The sequence below is a fragment of the Actinomycetospora callitridis genome (assembly GCF_028737265.1).
Lineage (GTDB): Bacteria > Actinomycetota > Actinomycetes > Mycobacteriales > Pseudonocardiaceae > Actinomycetospora > Actinomycetospora callitridis.
Genome location: NZ_JAQZAK010000004.1, coordinates 395,642 through 412,226 on the forward strand (window position 1 = coordinate 395,642; position 16,585 = coordinate 412,226).

The window sequence follows — 16,585 nt, forward strand, 5'->3', positions numbered from 1 at the left end:
GGCACAGACCTCAGCGCGCGCCGAGCACCGCGAAGACGCGGCGGAACCCGAACCAGGTGACGCCCGCGTCGTCCGGGGGGTAGGCGGCACGGAGGCGCGGGGCGAGCTCGGCACGCAGGCGGTCCCACGCCGCGTCGTCGAGCACCCCGCGCACCGGGCGTAGCGTCGACCCCGCGATCCAGTGGCCGACGGGATCGTCGCCGGTCAAGGGGTGCAGGTACGTCGTCTCCCAGCAGTCCACGTGGGCGCCGGGCCGCGCGCCGGCGAGCAGCCGGGCGTACTCCTCGGGGGTGCCGACGCCGTACGCGGGCAGGCCCTCGGGGACGAGCCCCGACCACTCCGGGGACGCGAGCAGGTCCCGGGCCGTGGTGTGCGACGGCGAGACCTCGTTGCCCGGCACCTGGACGGCGAGCCAGCCTCCGTCCGGGAGCGCCGCGGCCCAGCGGGCGAGCAGGTCCCGGTGCTCGGGCACCCAGTGCAGCACCGCGTTGCTCACGACGACGTCGGTCTCGGGGCCCGGCGCGAAGTCGTGGACGTCGGCGAGCTCCGCGTCGACCCCGTTCTCGCGCGCGGCGGCGACCATGTACGGCGACGCGTCGGAGGCGTGCACCCGGGCGCCGGGCCAGCGCTGCGCGAGCACCCCGGTGAGGTGCCCCGGTCCGCAGCCGAGGTCGACCACCTCGCGCGGGGCCTCGGCGCCCACCCGCGCCACGAGGTCGAGGAACGGGCGCGCCCGGTGGTCGTCGTGGTGGCGGTAGAGCGCCGGGTCCCACGTGTGGGTCACGGCCGGCCCGCGCCCCGGAGCTTCTCCCCCACCCCGGCGGCGACGGTGCGCACCGCCTCCGGGTCGGTGCCGGGGTCGGGACGCACGTGGAGGACGATCCCGGCGCCCGGGACGCGCCGCTGCACGAACCACGCGCCGCCGTCGCCGAGATCGTGGTGCTGGCTGTCCTTCACCGCGCCGGTGACGCGGCGGTGCACGGTCTCGGGCAGGCGCCCCGGCGTCGCGAGCGGCACACGGCGGGGCGGGCGGTCGGCGAGCAGGACGACGCCGCCCTCGAGCTCCTCGACCTCGTCGGCCTCGATCACCTCGAGCGCGCCGCCCGACCAGGTCGCCTTCGTGACGAGGTGCCAGTCGACGCGGCGCGAGCCCTCCCCCGACGCCGCGGGCGGCAGCCAGAGGCCGAGGTCGGTGGCGAGCACGACGGACCCGCGCGGCCCGAGGCCGTCGGCGAGCACGCGCTCGTCCTGCTCGAGCGTGCCGGTGAACCCCTCCGGCACGGGCTCGCGGCCGGTCAGCAGGGCCGCGAGCCGCGCACGCACCCCGCTCACAGCGCCACCACCCCGGCCGCCTGGCCGCGCAGGGCCTTCTTGTACTGCTCGAGCGCGACGAGGTCGCCGAAGAGCTCGTGGTACTCGTCGGCGTCGGTGACCGGCGAGAGCCGCTGGAGCCGCGACTTGATCTCGGCGACCTGCTTGCCGACCAGCGACTCCTGCAGGCCCGCGAGCATCCCCGAGATGTAGCGGTGGTCGTCGGACTCCCGCGACTGCAGCGCCTCGACCGCCAGCTCGGAGACCAGTGGGCGGAAGCCGGTGGGGACCTGGTCGGCCACCGCGTTCAGCCAGCTGTGGCCGGAGAGCCCGGACGCGGTGCCCCCGGCGGCGAGCACCGCCTGGTGGACCGCGAGGTAGCCGGGGTGGCTGAACGCGTCGTCGGGCAGCGTGTCGTAGACCGGACCGGCCAGCGCGGGGGCCTGGAGCGCGGCCTTGATCACCTCGCGCTGCACCCGCAGGCGCGGATCGCGGCGATCGGGCATCTCCGGGCCCTCGGTGCGCGTGGCCTGGGCCTGCGTGCGGCGCTGGGTCCGGCGGGTGGGGGCGTCGACGGGCGCGCCGGCGCTCTCGCGCACCCGGCGCACCACGGTGTTCTCGTCCGGCCAGCCCGTCCAGCCCGCGAGGCGGCGGGCGTACCCGTCACGCAGGTCCTCGCGGCGGATCCGCGCCACCAGCGGCACGGTGCGCTGCAGTGCCGCGGTCTGGCCCTCGACCGTGGTGAGGTCGTGCTCGGCGAGGATCGTGCGCACGGCGAACGCGAACAGCGGCTGGCGGCGGGCCACCAGGTCGCGCACGGCGACGTCGCCTGAGGCCTGCCGCAGCTCGCACGGGTCCATGCCGTCCGCGGCCGTGGCGATGTAGGTCTGCGCGGCGAACTGCTGGTCGCCCTCGAACGCCTTGATCGCGGCGGCCTGGCCCGCGGCGTCGCCGTCGAAGACGTAGATGACCTCGCCGCGGTCGAAGGAGTCGTCCATGAGCAGGCGGCGCAGCACGGCGACGTGGTCGTCGCCGAACGCCGTCCCGCAGCTGGCGACGGCGGTGGGGACGCCGGCGAGGTGCATCGCCATGACGTCGGTGTAGCCCTCGACGATCACCGCCTGGCGGGTCTTCGCGATCTCCCGCTTGGCCTTGTCGAGCCCGAAGAGGACCTTCGACTTGTGGTAGACGGGCGTCTCGGGGGTGTTGAGGTACTTGGCCTCGATGCGGTCGTCGTCGAACAGCCGGCGGGCGCCGAACCCGACGACGTCGCCGCCGAGGTCGCGGATCGGCCAGAGCAGCCGGCGGTGGAAGCGGTCGATGTGCCCGCGCTGGCCGGGGCGCGAGAGCCCCGCCTTCTCGAGCTCGTCGAGCGTGTAGCCCTGGGCGAGCAGGTGCTTCGTCAGCCGGTCCCACCCCGACGGCGCGAACCCGCAGCCGAAGTCCTCCGCCGAGGCCTGGTCGAACCCGCGCTCGGCGAGGAACTCGCGCGCCTTCTGCGCCTCCCCCGGCGTCCGCAGCTCGGCGGCGTAGAACTCCGCGGCCAGCTTGTTCGCGGCCAGCAGCCGGGTGCGGGTGCCGCGGTCCTTCTGGACGCTGGACCCGCCGCCCTCGTAGGTCAGCCGGAAGCCGACGCGGTCGGCGAGCTTCTCCACGGCCTCGACGAAGCCCAGCTGCTCGATCTTCATGATGAAGTCGATGACGCTGCCGCCCTCGCCGCAGCCGAAGCAGTGGAACGTGCCGTGCGTGGGGCGCACGTTGAACGACGGCGACTTCTCGTCGTGGAACGGGCAGAGCCCCTTCACCGACCCCGCGCTGGCCCGCCGCAGGGCGACGTACTCGCCGACGACCTCGTCCACCCGGTTGCGGTCCCGCACCTCCGCGATGTCCGCGTCCCGGATGCGTCCCGCCATGGCCCCGAGTGTAGGGACCGGGCTCGGGAAGGGTGGGGCGTCCCGTGCGGTTGCAGGCCCCAGCACCGTCCACGATCGCGAGGAGGACCCATGCAGCTCGACCTGTCCGGGCGGACGGCCCTGGTCACCGGCTCGACGAGCGGTATCGGCCGGGCCATCGCCGCCGACCTCGCCCGCGCCGGCGCCCGGGTGGTGGTCAACGGGCGGACCGAGCCGCGGGTGGACGGCGCCGTCACGCACCTGCGCGACGAGACCGGCGGTGAGGTCGTCGGCGTGGTCGCCGACGTCGCCACGGCCGAGGGCGCCGCGGAGCTCGCGGCGCGTGAGCCCCACGTCGACGTGCTGGTCAACAACCTGGGCATCTTCGGCTCGCAGCCGGCCCTCGAGATCAGCGACGACGACTGGCGGCGCTACTTCGAGGTCAACGTGCTGGCCGCGACCCGGCTGATCCGCACCTACCTGCCGGGCATGACCGCCCGCGGCTGGGGCCGGGTGCTCGACATCGCCAGCGACTCCGCCGTCGTCATCCCCGCCGAGATGATCCACTACGGGATGTCGAAGACCGCGCTCCTGGCGGTCTCCCGCGGCTTCGCCAAGGAGGCCGCCGGCACGGGCGTGACCGTCAACTCCGTGATCGCCGGACCGACCCACACCGGCGGCGTCGAGGGCTTCGTGCGCCAGCTGGTGGGCGACGAGCTGCCGTGGGACGCCGCACAGCGGGAGTTCATGATCAAGTGTCGGCCGCAGTCGCTGATCCAGCGGCTGATCGAGCCCGAGGAGATCGCCCACATGGTGACGTACCTGGCGTCGCCGCTGGCGTCGGCCACCACCGGCGCGGCGGTGCGCGTCGACGGCGGCTACGTGGACTCGATCATCCCGTGAGTCACTGTCCGAACGTCGCGACGTCCACGACCGCACGGTCGATCTCGCCGTCGCCGACGACCTGGCCGTCGCCGTCCTCGGCCTTGACGGTGAAGGAGAGCTTGGCGCCGTCGCGCTCGCGCAGCTCCGCGGTGACCTCGATGCGCCCGCCGACGCGCGTCGGACGGCGGTGGCGGATGCGGACCCCGGTGCCGACGGTCGTCTCGCCGTCGGCGAGCAGCGGCTCGGCGGCCTCGACCGTGGCGCCCTCGAGCCAGGCGAGCAGCCGCGGGGTGCCGAGCACCTCGATCTCGCCGCTGCCCAGCGCCCGGGCGGTGTCGTCGTCGGTGACCTCGTGTCTCATCGGCCGGACCCTAGATCGGCGAGGGGCCTGCGGCCCACGTGAGGGATATGGGTCGCCGGGACGACCCATGTCCCTCACGTGGCCGGAGGCCCTCGTCCTCCCGGGGTGATGCGGCCCCGCCCGGTCGCCCGTCATCATCACCGGAATCCCGTTCGTACGGCTGCGGGAGGTCGGGATGGTCACCGCGGGTGCCGCACCGATGGCGGACGGCTCGGTGCGCGGCGGGCCGGCCTGGGTCCGGTTCCTCGTCGGGTTCGGGCTGCTCTGGACGGTGCTCGCGGGCGCCGCCCAGCTCGACCCGACGGCGGCGTGGGGCGTCGCGGTCCTCGCCGCGGTCCTGGCGGTCGGCGTCGTCGTCGAAGGCGTCCTGCACGGCTCCGGGCGGCCGCTGCGCCGCCTCGGGTTCGGGCGCCCGACGACCCGCGGCCTCTGGCTCGCCGGGGGCGTGTCGGCCGCGATCCTGCTCGTGTATCCGCTGACCGAGGCGGTCACCGGGGCCTCGATCACGCTGCGGCCCGGGTGGCCCGTGCTGCTCATCGGGGTCTTCGCCCTGCACGGTCTCGCCGAGGAGATCGTGTGGCGGGGCTACGTCTTCCGACGGCTGCGCGTCGGCCGCTCGTTCCCGGCGGCGGCCGCCCTGTCGATGCCCCTGATCGCCGTCACGCACATCCCGATCGCCGTGGTGTCGGGTCCCGTGATCGGCCTCGGCGCCATGGCCGTCGCCGCCACCACCGCGGTGCCGCTGGCCTACCTGTTCGAGACCGGGCGCGGGACCCTGTGGGCCCCCGCGATCGTCCACACCGCCATCGACTCGTTCAAGCTCGTGGTCATCCCGGTCGCGGCCCTCACGACCTTCTCGCTGCTGCTGGTGGCCGTCTCACTGCTCGTGCCCCTGCTGGCCCTCGCCGTCCCCCGCCGCGTGCTGGGTCGCTGACGTGCTCGCCACCTACGGTCTGCTCGCCGCCGTCGTCGCCACCGCCCTGTGGTCGGGCCTGCTCCTGACGCTCACGACGATCCTGCACCCGCTCTACGTCCGACGGGACGCCGCGGGGTTCGCACGGGACATGCACCGGTTCCTGCCGATCGCGCGGCGCTCGCCCACCAACTACGTGCTCGTCGTCGCGATGGCCGTCGCCCCGGTGGTGGCCCTCGTCGGGCTGTGGCCGCCGCCGGTCGGCGTCCCGTTCGTCCTGACCGCCCTGGGCCTCGTCGTGATCGTCGCCGGTCCGCTCCTGACCTCGCGCTTCGGCGCGGAGCCGAACTACGACGTGATCCTCGGCTGGGACCCGGAGGCGCCGCCGCCGGACTGGCGAGAGGTCCGGGCGCGCTACCTGCGCCTGAACTGGATCCGCGGCGCGGCCACGTGGACGGCGCTGGTGCTGTTCATCGTCGCGGCGCTGTGGCCTCCCGCCTCGTGAGCCGCCCCCATGAGCTCACACGGCCGAGCGGTGCACCCCGAGCAGGTGGCGGTACGTCGCGGCACCGGCGGCGATCATGGCGCGCTCGTCGTCGGTGACCTCGCGCCGCACCTTGCCCGGCACGCCCGCGACGAGGGAGCCGGGCGGGACCACGGCGCCCTGGGACACCACCGCGCCGGCCGCGACGAGCGAGCCGCGGCCGATCGTCGCGCCGTTGAGGATCACCGCGCCCATCCCGACCAGGCAGTCGTCCTCGACCGTGCAGCCGTGCACGACGGCGCGGTGCCCCACCGTCACGTTGTCGCCGATCGTCGCCGGGAACCCCGGGTCGGCGTGCACCACCGTGCCGTCCTGGATGCTCGTGCCGGCCCCCACGGTCACCGCCTCCATGTCGGCGCGGACGACGGCGGTGTACCAGACGCCCGTCTCCGGCCCGAGGCGCACGCGGCCCGCGACGACCGCGCCGGGCGCGACCCAGGCGGCCTCGTCGATCTCGGGGGTGTGGCCGTCGACGGTGATCAGCTGCACGCGGGGCAGCCTAGCGCCAGGACGCGGGCGCGCCGCCTGCCGAGGCGTTCGGGCCCGAGCTCGCCGTCGCGGCGGGCGGGGCGTTCCTGCTCGACGGATCCCGCAGGCGCGCCCACCACCGCTCGGCGCCCGCGTCGGTGAGCACCGCGACCTGGTCGACGACGGCGCGCAGACGGCCCGCGTCGTCGTCGGCGCCCTCCCACGCGGGCACGAACGCGGGGTCGAGGGAGTGCGGGGCGCCCGCGACCAGGCGTTCGACCAGCTCGGTGACGACGTCGCGCTGGCGCGCCTGCACGGCGAGGCGGGCCGGATCGCGCATGACCCACCGCAGCGCCGCCGCCTTGAGCACCGCCACCTCCGCGCCCAGCGGGGCCGGGACGACGAGGTCGGCGTCGTACCCGGCGGGCACCGTGTCGTCGCCGAGCGCGGTCCGGGTGGCCTCGACGGTGCCGGTGACGAACCGCCCGACGAGCTCGCTGGTCAGGCGCTTGAGCGCCGCGGTGGCCGCGAGCGAGCCGTCGTGCGCCCCGTGCGCCGCGGCGGCCCGCACCGACGGGAGCTCGGCGAGGGTGCCCGCGGCGTCCTCGAGGTCCCGGGGTGACGCGCTCGAGAAGGCCTCCGCGGCGAGCGCCGCGAGCTCCGCGCGCTCGGCGGGGCGCGCGAGCCAGCCCAGGACGATGCGGCCGGCGAGGATGCCGTCCTCGAGGTCGTGGACGGAGTACGCGACGTCGTCGGCCCAGTCCATGATCTGCGCCTCGAGGCACCGACGGTCCGCCGGCGCGCCCTCGCGCACCCAGGTGAAGACCGGCAGGTCGTCGGCGTAGACGCCGAACTTCCGGAGGCCCGGCCGCCGGGGCCACGGGTACTTGAGGCAGGCGTCGAGGACGCCGCGGGTGAGGTTCAGCCCGCGACAGCGCTCGTCGTCGAGCATCTTGGGCTCGAGCCGCGTGAGGATGCGCAGCGTCTGCGCGTTGCCCTCGAAGCCGCCGGCGTCGGCGGTGATCGCGTGCAGGGCCCGCTCGCCGTTGTGCCCGAACGGGGGGTGCCCGATGTCGTGGGCGAGGCCCGCGGTGTCGACGACGTCGGGGTCGGCGCCGAGGTCCTCGGCCATGCCCCGCCCGATCTGGGCGACCTCGAGCGAGTGCGTCAGCCGGGTGCGCGGCACGCCGGTGACCTCGGCGTCCTCGTCGGGACCGACGACCTGCGTCTTGCCCGCGAGGCGGCGCAGCGCCGCCGAGTGCAGCACGCGTCCGCGGTCGCGGGCGAAGGGCGAGCGCCGGTCGCGGCCCGGCTTCGGCGCCTCGTCGAACAGGCGCGCGGCGCGGTGCCCCAGGGTGCTCATCCCAGCCCGGGGTCGGAAAAGTCCGACGAACCGTGCGTGAGGTGGTAGTAGATCAGCGCGCCGGTCTCGCGGACGATGTAGCGCAGCTGGGTCTCGCGGGTCTGCACCACCGGGCCGCGCTTGGTCGGCGAGGTGGTGGCCTCCAGCCCGACGTCCGAGGCCATGGTGCGCGACCGCAGCGAGTGCCACGGGTCGCTGACCAGCACCGCGGAGCGCCAGCCCCGTTCCTCGGCGACGCCGGCGACGGCCTCGAAGCTGCCGTAGGTGTCGCTGCCCTCGTCGACGGGCAGCAGCGCCTGGCCCGGCACGCCGTTCTCGACGAGCCACTGCTCGCCGGCCTGGGCCTCGGTGAACGCGTCGCCGGCGGCGGCCCCGCCCACGGTGACGATCCGCGGCGCGACGCCCTGCTCGTAGAGCTCGAGCGCGTGCTGGAGCCGGGCCCGGAACACCGGCGAGGGCTCGCCGTCGTACTGCGCGGCCCCGAGGACGACGATCATGTCGACCGGCTCGCGCTCGTCGACCCGGCCGAGCTGCCACACCCGGAACGCCGTCCCGCCGACGAGCAGAAGCGCGACGACGAGGGCGCCGAGGACGATCCGGGGCGCCCAGGCGACGGCCTTGATCGCGGACCCGGACGGGGTGGGAGCGGGGTGGGGACCCGACATGCGGCTCACGCGCCGATCGGCCCCGCCGCCACGCCGAGCGCCGAGGGGTCGCGCCCGCTGCGGACGGCGAGCACCTCGCCGACGATCGACACCGCCGTCTCGGCCGGCGTGCGCGCGCCGAGGTCGAGCCCGACGGGGCCGTGGATGCGGGCGAGCCGGTCCTCCGTGACGCCGGCGGCGAGCAGGCGCTCGCGGCGCGCGGCCTGGGTGCGCCGTGAACCGAGGGCGCCGAGGAACCCGCGACCCTCCAGGCCGGTGCGCAGGACGGCGTCGAACGCGGGGTCGTGGTCGAGCAGCACCAGCACGTCGGCGTCGGTGAACGCGGCGACCGCGGCGTCGGCCTCGGCGACGGTGTCGGCGCGGCCCGCGACCCAGCCGAGCAGTCCGGCCTGGGCGATCAGCGCGTCGGCGATCGCCCCGGGGCCGACGATGACCATCGTCGGCACCGGCACCCAGAGGTCGACGAGCACGTCGGCGCCCGCCTCGAGCGTCACGCGCTCGGTGACGGTGGCGCCGCGCCGCAGCAGCTGCCGCACGCGGGACGCCGCCTCCGCGTCGACCGTGGCGAAGCCCAGCGAGCCCTCGACGTCGTCGAGGTCGCCGCCGGTGATCGCGAGCGACGCCGAGCCGTCGGCGCGCGTCACGAGCGCCGCCGGCACCCCGGCCGCGAAGGCCTGCGCGAGCGCGCGGGCGGGCGCGGCGTCCAGGGGGTGGCCGAGCAGCGTCGCACCGCCCGCGCAGGCGAGGCCGGCGGCCACGGCGTCGTCCTCGGCGACGTGCGCCTCGATCACCGACGGAGCCCGCCGGGCGTCGCGGGCGAGGGCCGCGGCGCGGTCGTCGAGCGCACCGCGCAGCAGCACCCCGCCGAGCGTCCCGTCGGCGCTCGCGACCAGGAGCTGGCCGGGTTCGACGGTGCCGAACCCGTGCCGGTCGAGCACGCGCACCACGGCCCGGGCCTCGTCGCCGCGGGCGAGGACGTCGGCCACCTCGGTCAGCTCGCTCACGCCTCCCAGGGTAGGCGAGCGCGGCTCAGCAGCCGATCAGGCGGGCGGCGAGGTAGGACTCGAGCTGGTCGAGGGCCACGCGCTCCTGGGTCATGGCGTCGCGGTGGCGGACGGTGGCGGCCTGGTCCTGCAGCGAGTCAAAGTCGACGGTGACGCAGAACGGGGTGCCGATCTCGTCCTGGCGCCGGTAGCGACGGCCGATGGCGCCGGCGTCGTCGAACTCGACGTTCCAGTGCTTGCGCAGGGTGGTCGCGAGGTCGCGGGCGACGGGCGAGAGGTCGGCGTTGCGGCTCAGCGGCAGCACCGCGGCCTTGACCGGGGCGAGGCGCGGGTCGAGGCGCAGCACCGTGCGCTTGTCGACGCCGCCCTTGGCGTTCGGCGCCTCGTCCTCGGTGTAGGCCTCGAGCAGGAACGCCATCATCGGGCGCCCCACACCGGCCGCCGGCTCGATGACGTAGGGCTTGTAGCGCGAGTCGGTGGCCTGGTCGTAGTAGCTCAGGTCGACGCCGCTGTGGTTCGAGTGGGTCGTCAGGTCGAAGTCGGTGCGGTTGGCGACGCCCTCGAGCTCGCCCCACTCCTGGCCGGCGTTGAACTGGAACTTGTACTCCACGTCCACCGTGCGCTTGGAGTAGTGCGAGAGCTTCTCCTTGGGGTGCTCGTAGTGCCGCAGGTTCTCCGGCGCGATGCCCAGGTCGGTGTACCAGCGGGTGCGCTCGTCGATCCAGTACTGGTGCCACTGCTCGTCGGAGCCGGGCTCGACGAAGAACTCCATCTCCATCTGCTCGAACTCGCGCGTGCGGAAGATGAAGTTGCCGGGCGTGATCTCGTTGCGGAAGCTCTTGCCGATCTGGCCGATGCCGAACGGCGGCTTCTTGCGCGCCGCGGACATGACGTTGGCGAAGTTGACGAAGATGCCCTGCGCGGTCTCGGGGCGCAGGTAGTGCAGCCCCTCCTCGGACTCCACCGGGCCCAGGTAGGTCTTGAGCATCATGTTGAACTCGCGCGGCGCGGTGTACTGCCCGCGCACGCCGCAGTTCGGGCAGGGCACGGTCGAGAGGTCGTAGCCGACCTTGCCCTCGGCGTCGACGGACTCCAGCGACGGGCCGCCGGTGCGCTCGCTGAAGTCCTCGGCGAGCTGGTCGGCGCGGAAGCGGCGGTGACAGTTCGTGCACTCGACCAGCGGGTCGGTGAACACGTCGACGTGGCCGGACGCGACCCACACCTGGCGCGGGAGGATCACGCTGGAGTCCAGGCCGACGACGTCCTCGCGGCCGGTGACCATCGTCTTCCACCACTGGCGCTTGATGTTGTCCTTGAGCTCCACGCCGAGCGGGCCGTAGTCCCAGGCCGAGCGCGTTCCGCCGTAGATCTCCCCGGACGGGAAGACGAAACCGCGGCGCTTGCAGAGGTTGACCACGGTCTCGATGCGGGCGCTGCCGGTGGGGGTGGGCACGGTGGTACTCCGGGATCGCTGGGTGAAGGGATCGCTGGGTGAAGCGGGTGCACCCAGCGTAGCGAGCGCCCCGCCCCGCTCCGTGCCGCGGCTCGTGAGCGGCGTCAGCGGTCGGTGAGCAGGCTCGGGTGCTCGGTGACGCCGTCGGCGTCGGCGACGAGGGCGCGCTCGTGGGCGGCGGGCTCGTCGGTCAGCGCCTCGGACAGCAGTGGCACCACGTGCTCGCGCACCTCGAACGGCTGCAGCGCGCGACGGTAGGCGGTGACCGTCGTGAAGCGGGCGACGAGCACCCAGTGCCCCGGCTCCTCGATCGCGCGGCCCAGGTCGACGCCCTCGCACCCCGGTTGCGCGGCGAGCAGGGCGACGGCGCGCCGGGCGCGGGCGAGGAACGCCTCGCGCCCGGCCTCGTCCGGCACGAAGCGACAGACCAGCAGCATCGCGGACCCTCCTCGCTTCCCCCACGCTCGACACGGCACCGACAACGAGTGCCATTATCGGGAGTGACACACCGACGAGCAGCATCGGGAGGCACCCGTGAGCGACGGGAGGACACCCCGTCCGGGGCGCGTCCGGGCGCCGTTCGCCCGCCGGCGTGGACCGATGGTCCCCGGCGAGGGGCCGCTGGCGCGCGTGCCCCCGGTGCTCGTGTTCGTGGCCGTGGTCGTGGTGTTCACCGCGGCCGTGATCCTCGGCGGCGTCGTCGGAGCGCTCCTGCTCGGGCTGCTCGCGCTCGGGGTGGCCGGGCTGCTGGCCGCCACGTGGCCGCGCCTGACCCCGGGCGCGCGGGCCGTGCGGGTGCTGGTGCTCGTGGTGCTCGTGGCCATCGCCGTGGGCCTGGTGTTCCGGTGACCGCCGCCGGCCCCGCCGCGGTGGGACTGCGCGACGACCACGTCGTGGAGCCACCGGCCGAGGCGCCCGAACCCCCACGCTCCGACGCGCTCGTCGCCGCGGGCGACCTCCTGCGCGCCCTGGCCGCCCCGGTGCGCATCGCGATCGTGCTGCAGCTGCGCACCTCGCCGCGCTGCGTCCACGAGCTGGTCGACGCCCTCGCCGTCACCCAGCCGCTGATCAGCCAGCACCTACGGGTGCTCAAGGCCGCCGGCGTGGTGCGCGGCGACCGCCGGGGGCGCGAGGTGGTCTACCGCCTCGTCGACGACCACCTCGCCCACATCGTCGTCGACGCCGTCGCGCACGTGGAGGAGGAGTCGTGACGACCTCCAGCTCGCGCACCCCCTCGGTGCCCGGCCTGCGGGCGACCCGCCAGCGCGCGGCCGTCGCCGGGCTCCTCGACGAGCTCGCCGACTTCCGCTCCGCCCAGGAGATCCACGAGGAGCTGCGCCGGCGCGGCGAGGGCATCGGGCTCACCACGGTGTACCGCACGCTGCAGGCCCTCGCCGACGCCGACGAGATCGACGTCCTGCGCACCGGCACCGGCGAGGCGTCCTACCGGCGCTGCTCCGAGCACCACCACCACCACCTGGTGTGCCGCGTCTGCGGCAAGACCGTCGAGGTCGAGGGCCCGGCCGTCGAGCACTGGGCCGACCGCGTCGCCACCCTGCACGGCTTCGCCGAGATCTCCCACACCGTGGAGATCCTCGGCGTCTGCGCGGCCTGCCGCGCGACCGGCTGACCGGCGCGGCACCGGCCCGGCACCGGCCCGGCCCCGAGCAGGCCCCGAGCAGGCCCCGAGCAGGCCCCGAGCAGCGAGGGCGTCCCTCGCTGCCTCCCACGCAGCCAGGGAGTCCCTCGCTCCTCCACTCGATTCGCGCACGGACCCGTGCACGGACCCGCTGACCCCGGACACGACGGGAGCCGGGCCCCCGCGAGGGGACCCGGCTCCGTCTGCCGTCGTGCGCGCCTACTCCCGGTCGGCGCTGGGCCGGCCCGCGGCCTCGGCCCGGGAACCCGGCCCGGTGTCGACGACCTCGGTACCGCTCGGGTCGTCGTCCTTGGGCACGGAGCGGGCCCGGGCCCGCGCCTCCTCCGGGTCCGAGGGCACGGCCGGGGTCTCCCCCGTCGAGAACGGGTCCTGCACGCCGTAGACCTCGGCGTACGTCGGCCCGGTGGTCTCGCCGGTGGCCCGCTGCCGGGCCCTCGTCGTCGGGAAGGCCTGCACGTGGAGGTAGAAGTCCTCGCCGTGCTTGTCGGTGCCGTGGTCGATCGCCTGCTCCATGACCTCGAGGCCCTTGCGCTCACGCAGGATCACGGGGTCGTGGTTGAGGTCGCGCATGAACGCGATGCAGAGGAACACCATGATCACGACGAACGGGGCCGCGACCAGGATGGTGAGGCTCTGCAGGCCGGACAGGGCGTCCTCGCCGCCGACCAGCAGCATGATGATCGCGACGGCGCCCATCACGGAGCCCCAGAAGATCACGACCCACTTGGACGGCTCGTCCGTCCCACGCTGCGAGAGCGTGCCGGTGACGATCGACGCGGCGTCCGCGCCGGACACGAAGAAGATCGCCACGAGGATCATGACGAGCAGCCCGGTGAAGGTCGCCCACGGGTAGGCCTGGAGCACCGCGAACAGCTGGGTCTCGGTGTCCGCCGCCGCCGGGTTCAGACCCGCCTGCTGCTGGGTGATCGCCGTGCCGCCGAAGATCGAGAACCAGACGAGGCTCACGAGGCTCGGCACGAGGATGACGCCGCCGACGAACTGGCGGATCGTGCGGCCCCGGCTGATCTTGGCCAGGAACATGCCGACGAAGGGCGTCCAGGAGATCCACCACGCCCAGTAGAAGACCGTCCAGCTGCTCAGCCAGTCGAGCATCGCGGCGCCACCGGTGGCCTCGGTACGCCCGACCATCTCCGCGAAGTCGCCGAAGTAGGCGCCGACGGCGGTGGGCAGCAGGTCGAGGATGATCACCGTCGGGCCGACGACGAACACGAACAGCGCCAGGATGCCGGCGAGCACCATGTTGATGTTCGACAGCCACTGGATGCCCTTGGCGACACCGGACACGGCCGACAGCACGAAGGCCGCGGTGAGCACGATGATCAGCGGGACCAGGACCTCGTTGCCGGCGCCGGGCAGGAAGCCCGTCGCGTCGAGACCGCCGCCGATCTGCAGGGCGCCGAGGCCCAGGGACGCGGCCGAACCGAAGATCGTCGCGAAGATCGCGATGATGTCGATGATCCGGCCGATGACCCCGTTGGCCGCCTTCTCACCGATCAGCGGGATGAACGCGGAGCTGATGAGCTGGCGACGGCCCTTGCGGAACGTCGAGTACGCGATCGCGAGGCCGACCACGGCGTAGATCGCCCACGGGTGCAGCGTCCAGTGGAACAGCGACGTCGCCATCGCGGTGTTCAGTGCGCCGACCTGGTCCCCCGGCACGACCGACCCGGGCGGGGGCTCGGTGAAGAACGACAGCGGCTCGGCGACGCCGTAGAACATCAGCCCGATGCCCATACCGGCGCTGAACATCATCGCGATCCACGAGACGGTCCTGAACTCGGGCTGCTCGTCGTCGCGCCCCAGCCGGATGCGCCCGAAGCGGCTGAACGCCAGCCACAGCGCGAAGACCACGAAGCCCGTGGCCGCGAGGATGAAGCCCCAGCCACCGCCACGGATGACGCCGCTGAGCATCGCGCTCGAGGCCGCGCTCAGGCTCTCGGTGCCGATGACCCCCCAGGCCACGAAGATGACCGCGAGCCCCGCACCGACGCCGAACACGACCCAGTCGGTGCCGTGCTTGCGGTCGGCCGCGGATTCGGCCGGGACGTCTCCGGGGTCGGCCCCGGGATCACCGGCCGGGGGGCCCGGCGGTGATGAGAGATCCTGTGTCATCGCGAGTCGCGCCTCCCCGTCGGGCTCACCGACGAGAGACGCCCCTCCTCTCCGGCTGGACGGCAGGTGCGGAGTCTACGTGTCGTTCCCGCGGGTTCGTCCCGCTTTCGGCCGTTCGCAGACCCCGCGCGTCGTTTCGGGTCAGTATTCGTACACCGGATCGGGTGTCGCAATAGGCCACCACGCGGTGACCGACAGTGTCGGTACGTGGCCGTCGGCCGGCGTCCCCGTCCCGGCGACGACGCGGCCCCGGATCGTCACCCAGCGATCGCCCTCCGCGCCACCCGGGACGACCCCGGCGAGCCGTCCCGAGGGGTCGGCGAGGTGCAGACGGACCGCCGAGGCGTCGGCCGCGCAGCACGAGATCACCAGCCGCGCGAGGTCGGGGCCGTCGGCGCCCCCGGCCCCGGTCGCGACCGATGGCGCGACGAAGCCCGTGACGGTGATCTCCCGCTCGGTGACCGGCCCGTGGGGGTCCGCCGAGGTCCGCGAGACGACATCGAGCAGGCCCAGGGCGGGCGCCTCCCCCGGCGGCAGCGGCTCGTCGGCGGGTGTGGCGACGGTCGGGGCCGCGCGCGCCCCGAACCCGGCGAGCGCGCCCGACCCCAGCGCCGGGAGCACGACCAGAAGCAGCGCGAGGACCGGGAGCACCAGCAGCCAGGCGGCGGGGCCGGCGCGCCCTTCGGGGTGGTGGTCGTGCCCGTGGTCGCCGGTCGACGGTGACCGGCCCCGCAGGTCGCGGACCAGCGCCACGAGGGCCACCGCGACGAGGACCACACCGACGACGAGCACGGGCGTCGCCGACCAGGGCCGCACGTAGCGCAGGTACGAGCCGTCGAGCACGATCTTGATCAGCACGCCGCCGACGAGGACGAGCAGGACGTGCTGGGTGTCGCGGGTCATGCGGTCATCCCGTGCCCCCGAACACCAGCAGGCCCGCCAGCACGGCGCAGGACACGGCGACGACGAAGGTCAGGGGCGCGAAGCGCAGCGCGAAGGCGCGCCCGAAGGTGCCCGCCTGCAGCGCGACCAGCTTGACGTCGACCGCGGGCCCGACCACGAGGAACACCAGGCGCGGCAGCAGCGGCAGGGCCGAGAGGGAGGCGGCGACGAAGGCGTCGGCCTCGCTGCACAGGGCGAGCAGCACCGCGAGCAGCGCCATGACGGCGACGGCGAGGACGACGTGCCCGGCGAGGCCGTCGACCCAGGAGCGGGGCACGAGCACCGTGAACGCCGCCGCCGCGAGACCGCCGAGCACCAGGAAGCCGCCGGCGTCGACGACGTCGTGGCGCACGGTCTCGGAGAACACGGCCCACCGCGGCGTGCCGTCGTCCGGCGGCGGGTGCCGCAGCCGGGCGGGGATCCACCCCGGGCGACCGACCCGCGTCAAGAGCCACCCCACGCCCACGGCCGTGGCGGCGGAGCCGAGCAGCCGGGCGCCGACCATCTCGGGGTGGTCGGGGAACGCGACGGCGGTGGCCACCAGCACCACGGGGTTGATCGCCGGGGCCGCGAGCAGGAACGCGCACGCGGCCGCCTCGGGCACGCCCTGGCCGATGAGCCTGCGGGCCACCGGCACCGACGCGCACTCGCACCCGGGCAGGACCAGCCCCGCGGCCCCGGCGACCGGCACGGCGAGCGCCGGTCGGGTGGGCAGGACCCGCCGGAGCACGGCCGGCGAGACCCACGCCGCGAGCACCCCCGACAGCAGCGTCCCGAGCACGAGGAACGGCAGCGCCTGCACGCAGATCGCGACGAACACGGTGGCCCCGGTGCGCACGGTGGGGGCATCGAGCAGGCCGACCAGCGGGCCCTGCAGGAGCGTCGCCAGCAGCAGCGTCGCGCAGAGCGCCACGAGCGACGCCGTCCCACGGGACGTCGTGGTGGCCGGGCCGGGGGCGCTCACGGCCGGCGATGCTGCCAGCCGGCACCG

Annotated in this window: 19 protein-coding genes; 6 read left to right on the forward strand and 13 right to left on the reverse strand. The window is 74.6% G+C overall.

The genetic code is table 11. The annotated features are described in order from the left end of the window. Positions 1 to 10: 10 nt before the first annotated feature. From PH191_RS16435 to dnaG, 3 genes are read right to left on the reverse strand one after another with little or no spacing between them, the layout of a single operon-like run. A complete protein-coding gene (locus tag PH191_RS16435; RefSeq protein ID WP_274195694.1) occupies positions 11 to 784 on the reverse strand; it encodes a trans-aconitate 2-methyltransferase in 774 nt (257 codons plus the stop codon). Continuing rightward, positions 781 to 1,332: a hypothetical protein gene (locus tag PH191_RS16440; protein WP_274195695.1), complete on the reverse strand. Its 552-nt coding sequence runs from the start codon at positions 1,330 to 1,332 to the stop codon at positions 781 to 783. The genes PH191_RS16435 and PH191_RS16440 overlap by 4 nt, the downstream gene beginning before the upstream one ends. Further along, entirely contained in the window at positions 1,329 to 3,224 is a 1,896-nt protein-coding gene (gene dnaG, locus PH191_RS16445) for a DNA primase (RefSeq protein ID WP_274195696.1), read from the reverse strand. The genes PH191_RS16440 and dnaG overlap by 4 nt, the downstream gene beginning before the upstream one ends. A gap of 90 nt (positions 3,225 to 3,314) precedes the next feature. Here dnaG and PH191_RS16450 point away from each other — a divergent pair, with 90 nt between their 5' ends. Beyond that, the gene (locus PH191_RS16450) at positions 3,315 to 4,106 is read left to right on the forward strand and encodes an SDR family NAD(P)-dependent oxidoreductase (protein WP_274195697.1); all 792 of its coding nucleotides are present in this window, start codon (positions 3,315 to 3,317) and stop codon (positions 4,104 to 4,106) included. A gap of 1 nt (position 4,107) precedes the next feature. Here the strand turns inward: PH191_RS16450 and PH191_RS16455 are convergent, their stop codons facing one another. After that, on the reverse strand, positions 4,108 to 4,449 hold the full coding sequence (locus PH191_RS16455; RefSeq protein ID WP_274195698.1) for a thioesterase family protein: 342 nt from the start codon (positions 4,447 to 4,449) through the stop codon (positions 4,108 to 4,110). A gap of 175 nt (positions 4,450 to 4,624) precedes the next feature. Here PH191_RS16455 and PH191_RS16460 point away from each other — a divergent pair, with 175 nt between their 5' ends. Then, positions 4,625 to 5,383 carry a CPBP family intramembrane glutamic endopeptidase gene (locus tag PH191_RS16460; protein ID WP_274195699.1) on the forward strand — a complete coding sequence of 253 codons (759 nt, stop codon included), beginning with the start codon at positions 4,625 to 4,627 and terminating at the stop codon, positions 5,381 to 5,383. Between the two features lies 1 nt (position 5,384). Beyond that, positions 5,385 to 5,867 (forward strand): hypothetical protein, encoded by a 483-nt coding sequence (locus PH191_RS16465; protein WP_274195700.1) that lies wholly within the window; start codon positions 5,385 to 5,387, stop codon positions 5,865 to 5,867. A 15-nt stretch (positions 5,868 to 5,882) separates the two neighbouring features. Here PH191_RS16465 and PH191_RS16470 read toward each other — a convergent pair whose 3' ends face one another. The 6 genes from PH191_RS16470 to PH191_RS16495 form a co-directional block, all read right to left on the reverse strand. Next, on the reverse strand, positions 5,883 to 6,395 hold the full coding sequence (locus tag PH191_RS16470; RefSeq protein ID WP_274195701.1) for a gamma carbonic anhydrase family protein: 513 nt from the start codon (positions 6,393 to 6,395) through the stop codon (positions 5,883 to 5,885). Positions 6,396 to 6,405: 10 nt separating this feature from the next. Then, on the reverse strand, positions 6,406 to 7,737 hold the full coding sequence (locus PH191_RS16475; RefSeq protein ID WP_274195702.1) for a deoxyguanosinetriphosphate triphosphohydrolase: 1,332 nt from the start codon (positions 7,735 to 7,737) through the stop codon (positions 6,406 to 6,408). After that, positions 7,734 to 8,402 carry a YdcF family protein gene (locus PH191_RS16480; RefSeq protein WP_274195841.1) on the reverse strand — a complete coding sequence of 223 codons (669 nt, stop codon included), beginning with the start codon at positions 8,400 to 8,402 and terminating at the stop codon, positions 7,734 to 7,736. Before PH191_RS16480 ends, PH191_RS16475 begins: the two co-directional genes overlap by 4 nt. Before the next feature lie 5 nt (positions 8,403 to 8,407). Then, positions 8,408 to 9,406, reverse strand: a complete 999-nt coding sequence (locus PH191_RS16485; RefSeq protein WP_274195703.1) for an XdhC family protein — start codon at positions 9,404 to 9,406, stop codon at positions 8,408 to 8,410. Between the two features lie 25 nt (positions 9,407 to 9,431). Beyond that, on the reverse strand, positions 9,432 to 10,859 hold the full coding sequence (locus tag PH191_RS16490) for a glycine--tRNA ligase (RefSeq protein ID WP_274187735.1): 1,428 nt from the start codon (positions 10,857 to 10,859) through the stop codon (positions 9,432 to 9,434). A gap of 104 nt (positions 10,860 to 10,963) precedes the next feature. Beyond that, a complete protein-coding gene (locus tag PH191_RS16495; protein ID WP_274195704.1) occupies positions 10,964 to 11,296 on the reverse strand; it encodes an antibiotic biosynthesis monooxygenase in 333 nt (110 codons plus the stop codon). A 97-nt stretch (positions 11,297 to 11,393) separates the two neighbouring features. Here PH191_RS16495 and PH191_RS16500 point away from each other — a divergent pair, with 97 nt between their 5' ends. Genes PH191_RS16500 through PH191_RS16510 form a run of 3 tightly spaced genes read left to right on the forward strand, consistent with a single transcriptional unit; the run spans position 11,394 to position 12,489 of the window. Continuing rightward, complete coding sequence (locus PH191_RS16500) at positions 11,394 to 11,708, forward strand: DUF6703 family protein (protein ID WP_274195705.1); 315 nt, start codon at positions 11,394 to 11,396, stop codon at positions 11,706 to 11,708. Between the two features lie 44 nt (positions 11,709 to 11,752). Beyond that, a complete protein-coding gene (locus PH191_RS16505; protein WP_274195842.1) occupies positions 11,753 to 12,070 on the forward strand; it encodes an ArsR/SmtB family transcription factor in 318 nt (105 codons plus the stop codon). Then, positions 12,067 to 12,489 carry a Fur family transcriptional regulator gene (locus PH191_RS16510; protein ID WP_274195706.1) on the forward strand — a complete coding sequence of 141 codons (423 nt, stop codon included), beginning with the start codon at positions 12,067 to 12,069 and terminating at the stop codon, positions 12,487 to 12,489. Before PH191_RS16505 ends, PH191_RS16510 begins: the two co-directional genes overlap by 4 nt. A 228-nt stretch (positions 12,490 to 12,717) precedes the next feature. Here PH191_RS16510 and PH191_RS16515 read toward each other — a convergent pair whose 3' ends face one another. The 3 genes from PH191_RS16515 to PH191_RS16525 all read right to left on the reverse strand — a co-directional run bounded on the left by PH191_RS16515 (position 12,718) and on the right by PH191_RS16525 (position 16,558). After that, positions 12,718 to 14,652, reverse strand: coding sequence for a BCCT family transporter (locus PH191_RS16515; RefSeq protein WP_274195707.1), 1,935 nt, complete (start codon positions 14,650 to 14,652; stop codon positions 12,718 to 12,720). Between the two features lie 141 nt (positions 14,653 to 14,793). Next, positions 14,794 to 15,555: a TIGR03943 family putative permease subunit gene (locus tag PH191_RS16520; protein ID WP_274195708.1), complete on the reverse strand. Its 762-nt coding sequence runs from the start codon at positions 15,553 to 15,555 to the stop codon at positions 14,794 to 14,796. Between the two features lie 4 nt (positions 15,556 to 15,559). Further along, positions 15,560 to 16,558, reverse strand: coding sequence for a permease (locus PH191_RS16525; protein ID WP_274195709.1), 999 nt, complete (start codon positions 16,556 to 16,558; stop codon positions 15,560 to 15,562). Positions 16,559 to 16,585 lie beyond the last annotated feature (27 nt).

Bases quoted from the DNA above. Each gene is read 5' to 3' on its own strand.
- dnaG (WP_274195696.1), bottom strand. From the start codon at position 3,224: ATGGCGGGACGCATCCGGGACGCGGACATCGCGGAGGTGCGGGACCGC.
- PH191_RS16450 (WP_274195697.1), top strand. From the start codon at position 3,315: ATGCAGCTCGACCTGTCCGGGCGGACGGCCCTGGTCACCGGCTCGACG.
- PH191_RS16455 (WP_274195698.1), bottom strand. From the start codon at position 4,449: ATGAGACACGAGGTCACCGACGACGACACCGCCCGGGCGCTGGGCAGC.
- PH191_RS16460 (WP_274195699.1), top strand. From the start codon at position 4,625: ATGGTCACCGCGGGTGCCGCACCGATGGCGGACGGCTCGGTGCGCGGC.
- PH191_RS16475 (WP_274195702.1), bottom strand. From the start codon at position 7,737: ATGAGCACCCTGGGGCACCGCGCCGCGCGCCTGTTCGACGAGGCGCCG.
- PH191_RS16480 (WP_274195841.1), bottom strand. From the start codon at position 8,402: ATGTCGGGTCCCCACCCCGCTCCCACCCCGTCCGGGTCCGCGATCAAG.
- PH191_RS16495 (WP_274195704.1), bottom strand. From the start codon at position 11,296: ATGCTGCTGGTCTGTCGCTTCGTGCCGGACGAGGCCGGGCGCGAGGCG.
- PH191_RS16515 (WP_274195707.1), bottom strand. From the start codon at position 14,652: ATGACACAGGATCTCTCATCACCGCCGGGCCCCCCGGCCGGTGATCCC.
- PH191_RS16520 (WP_274195708.1), bottom strand. From the start codon at position 15,555: ATGACCCGCGACACCCAGCACGTCCTGCTCGTCCTCGTCGGCGGCGTG.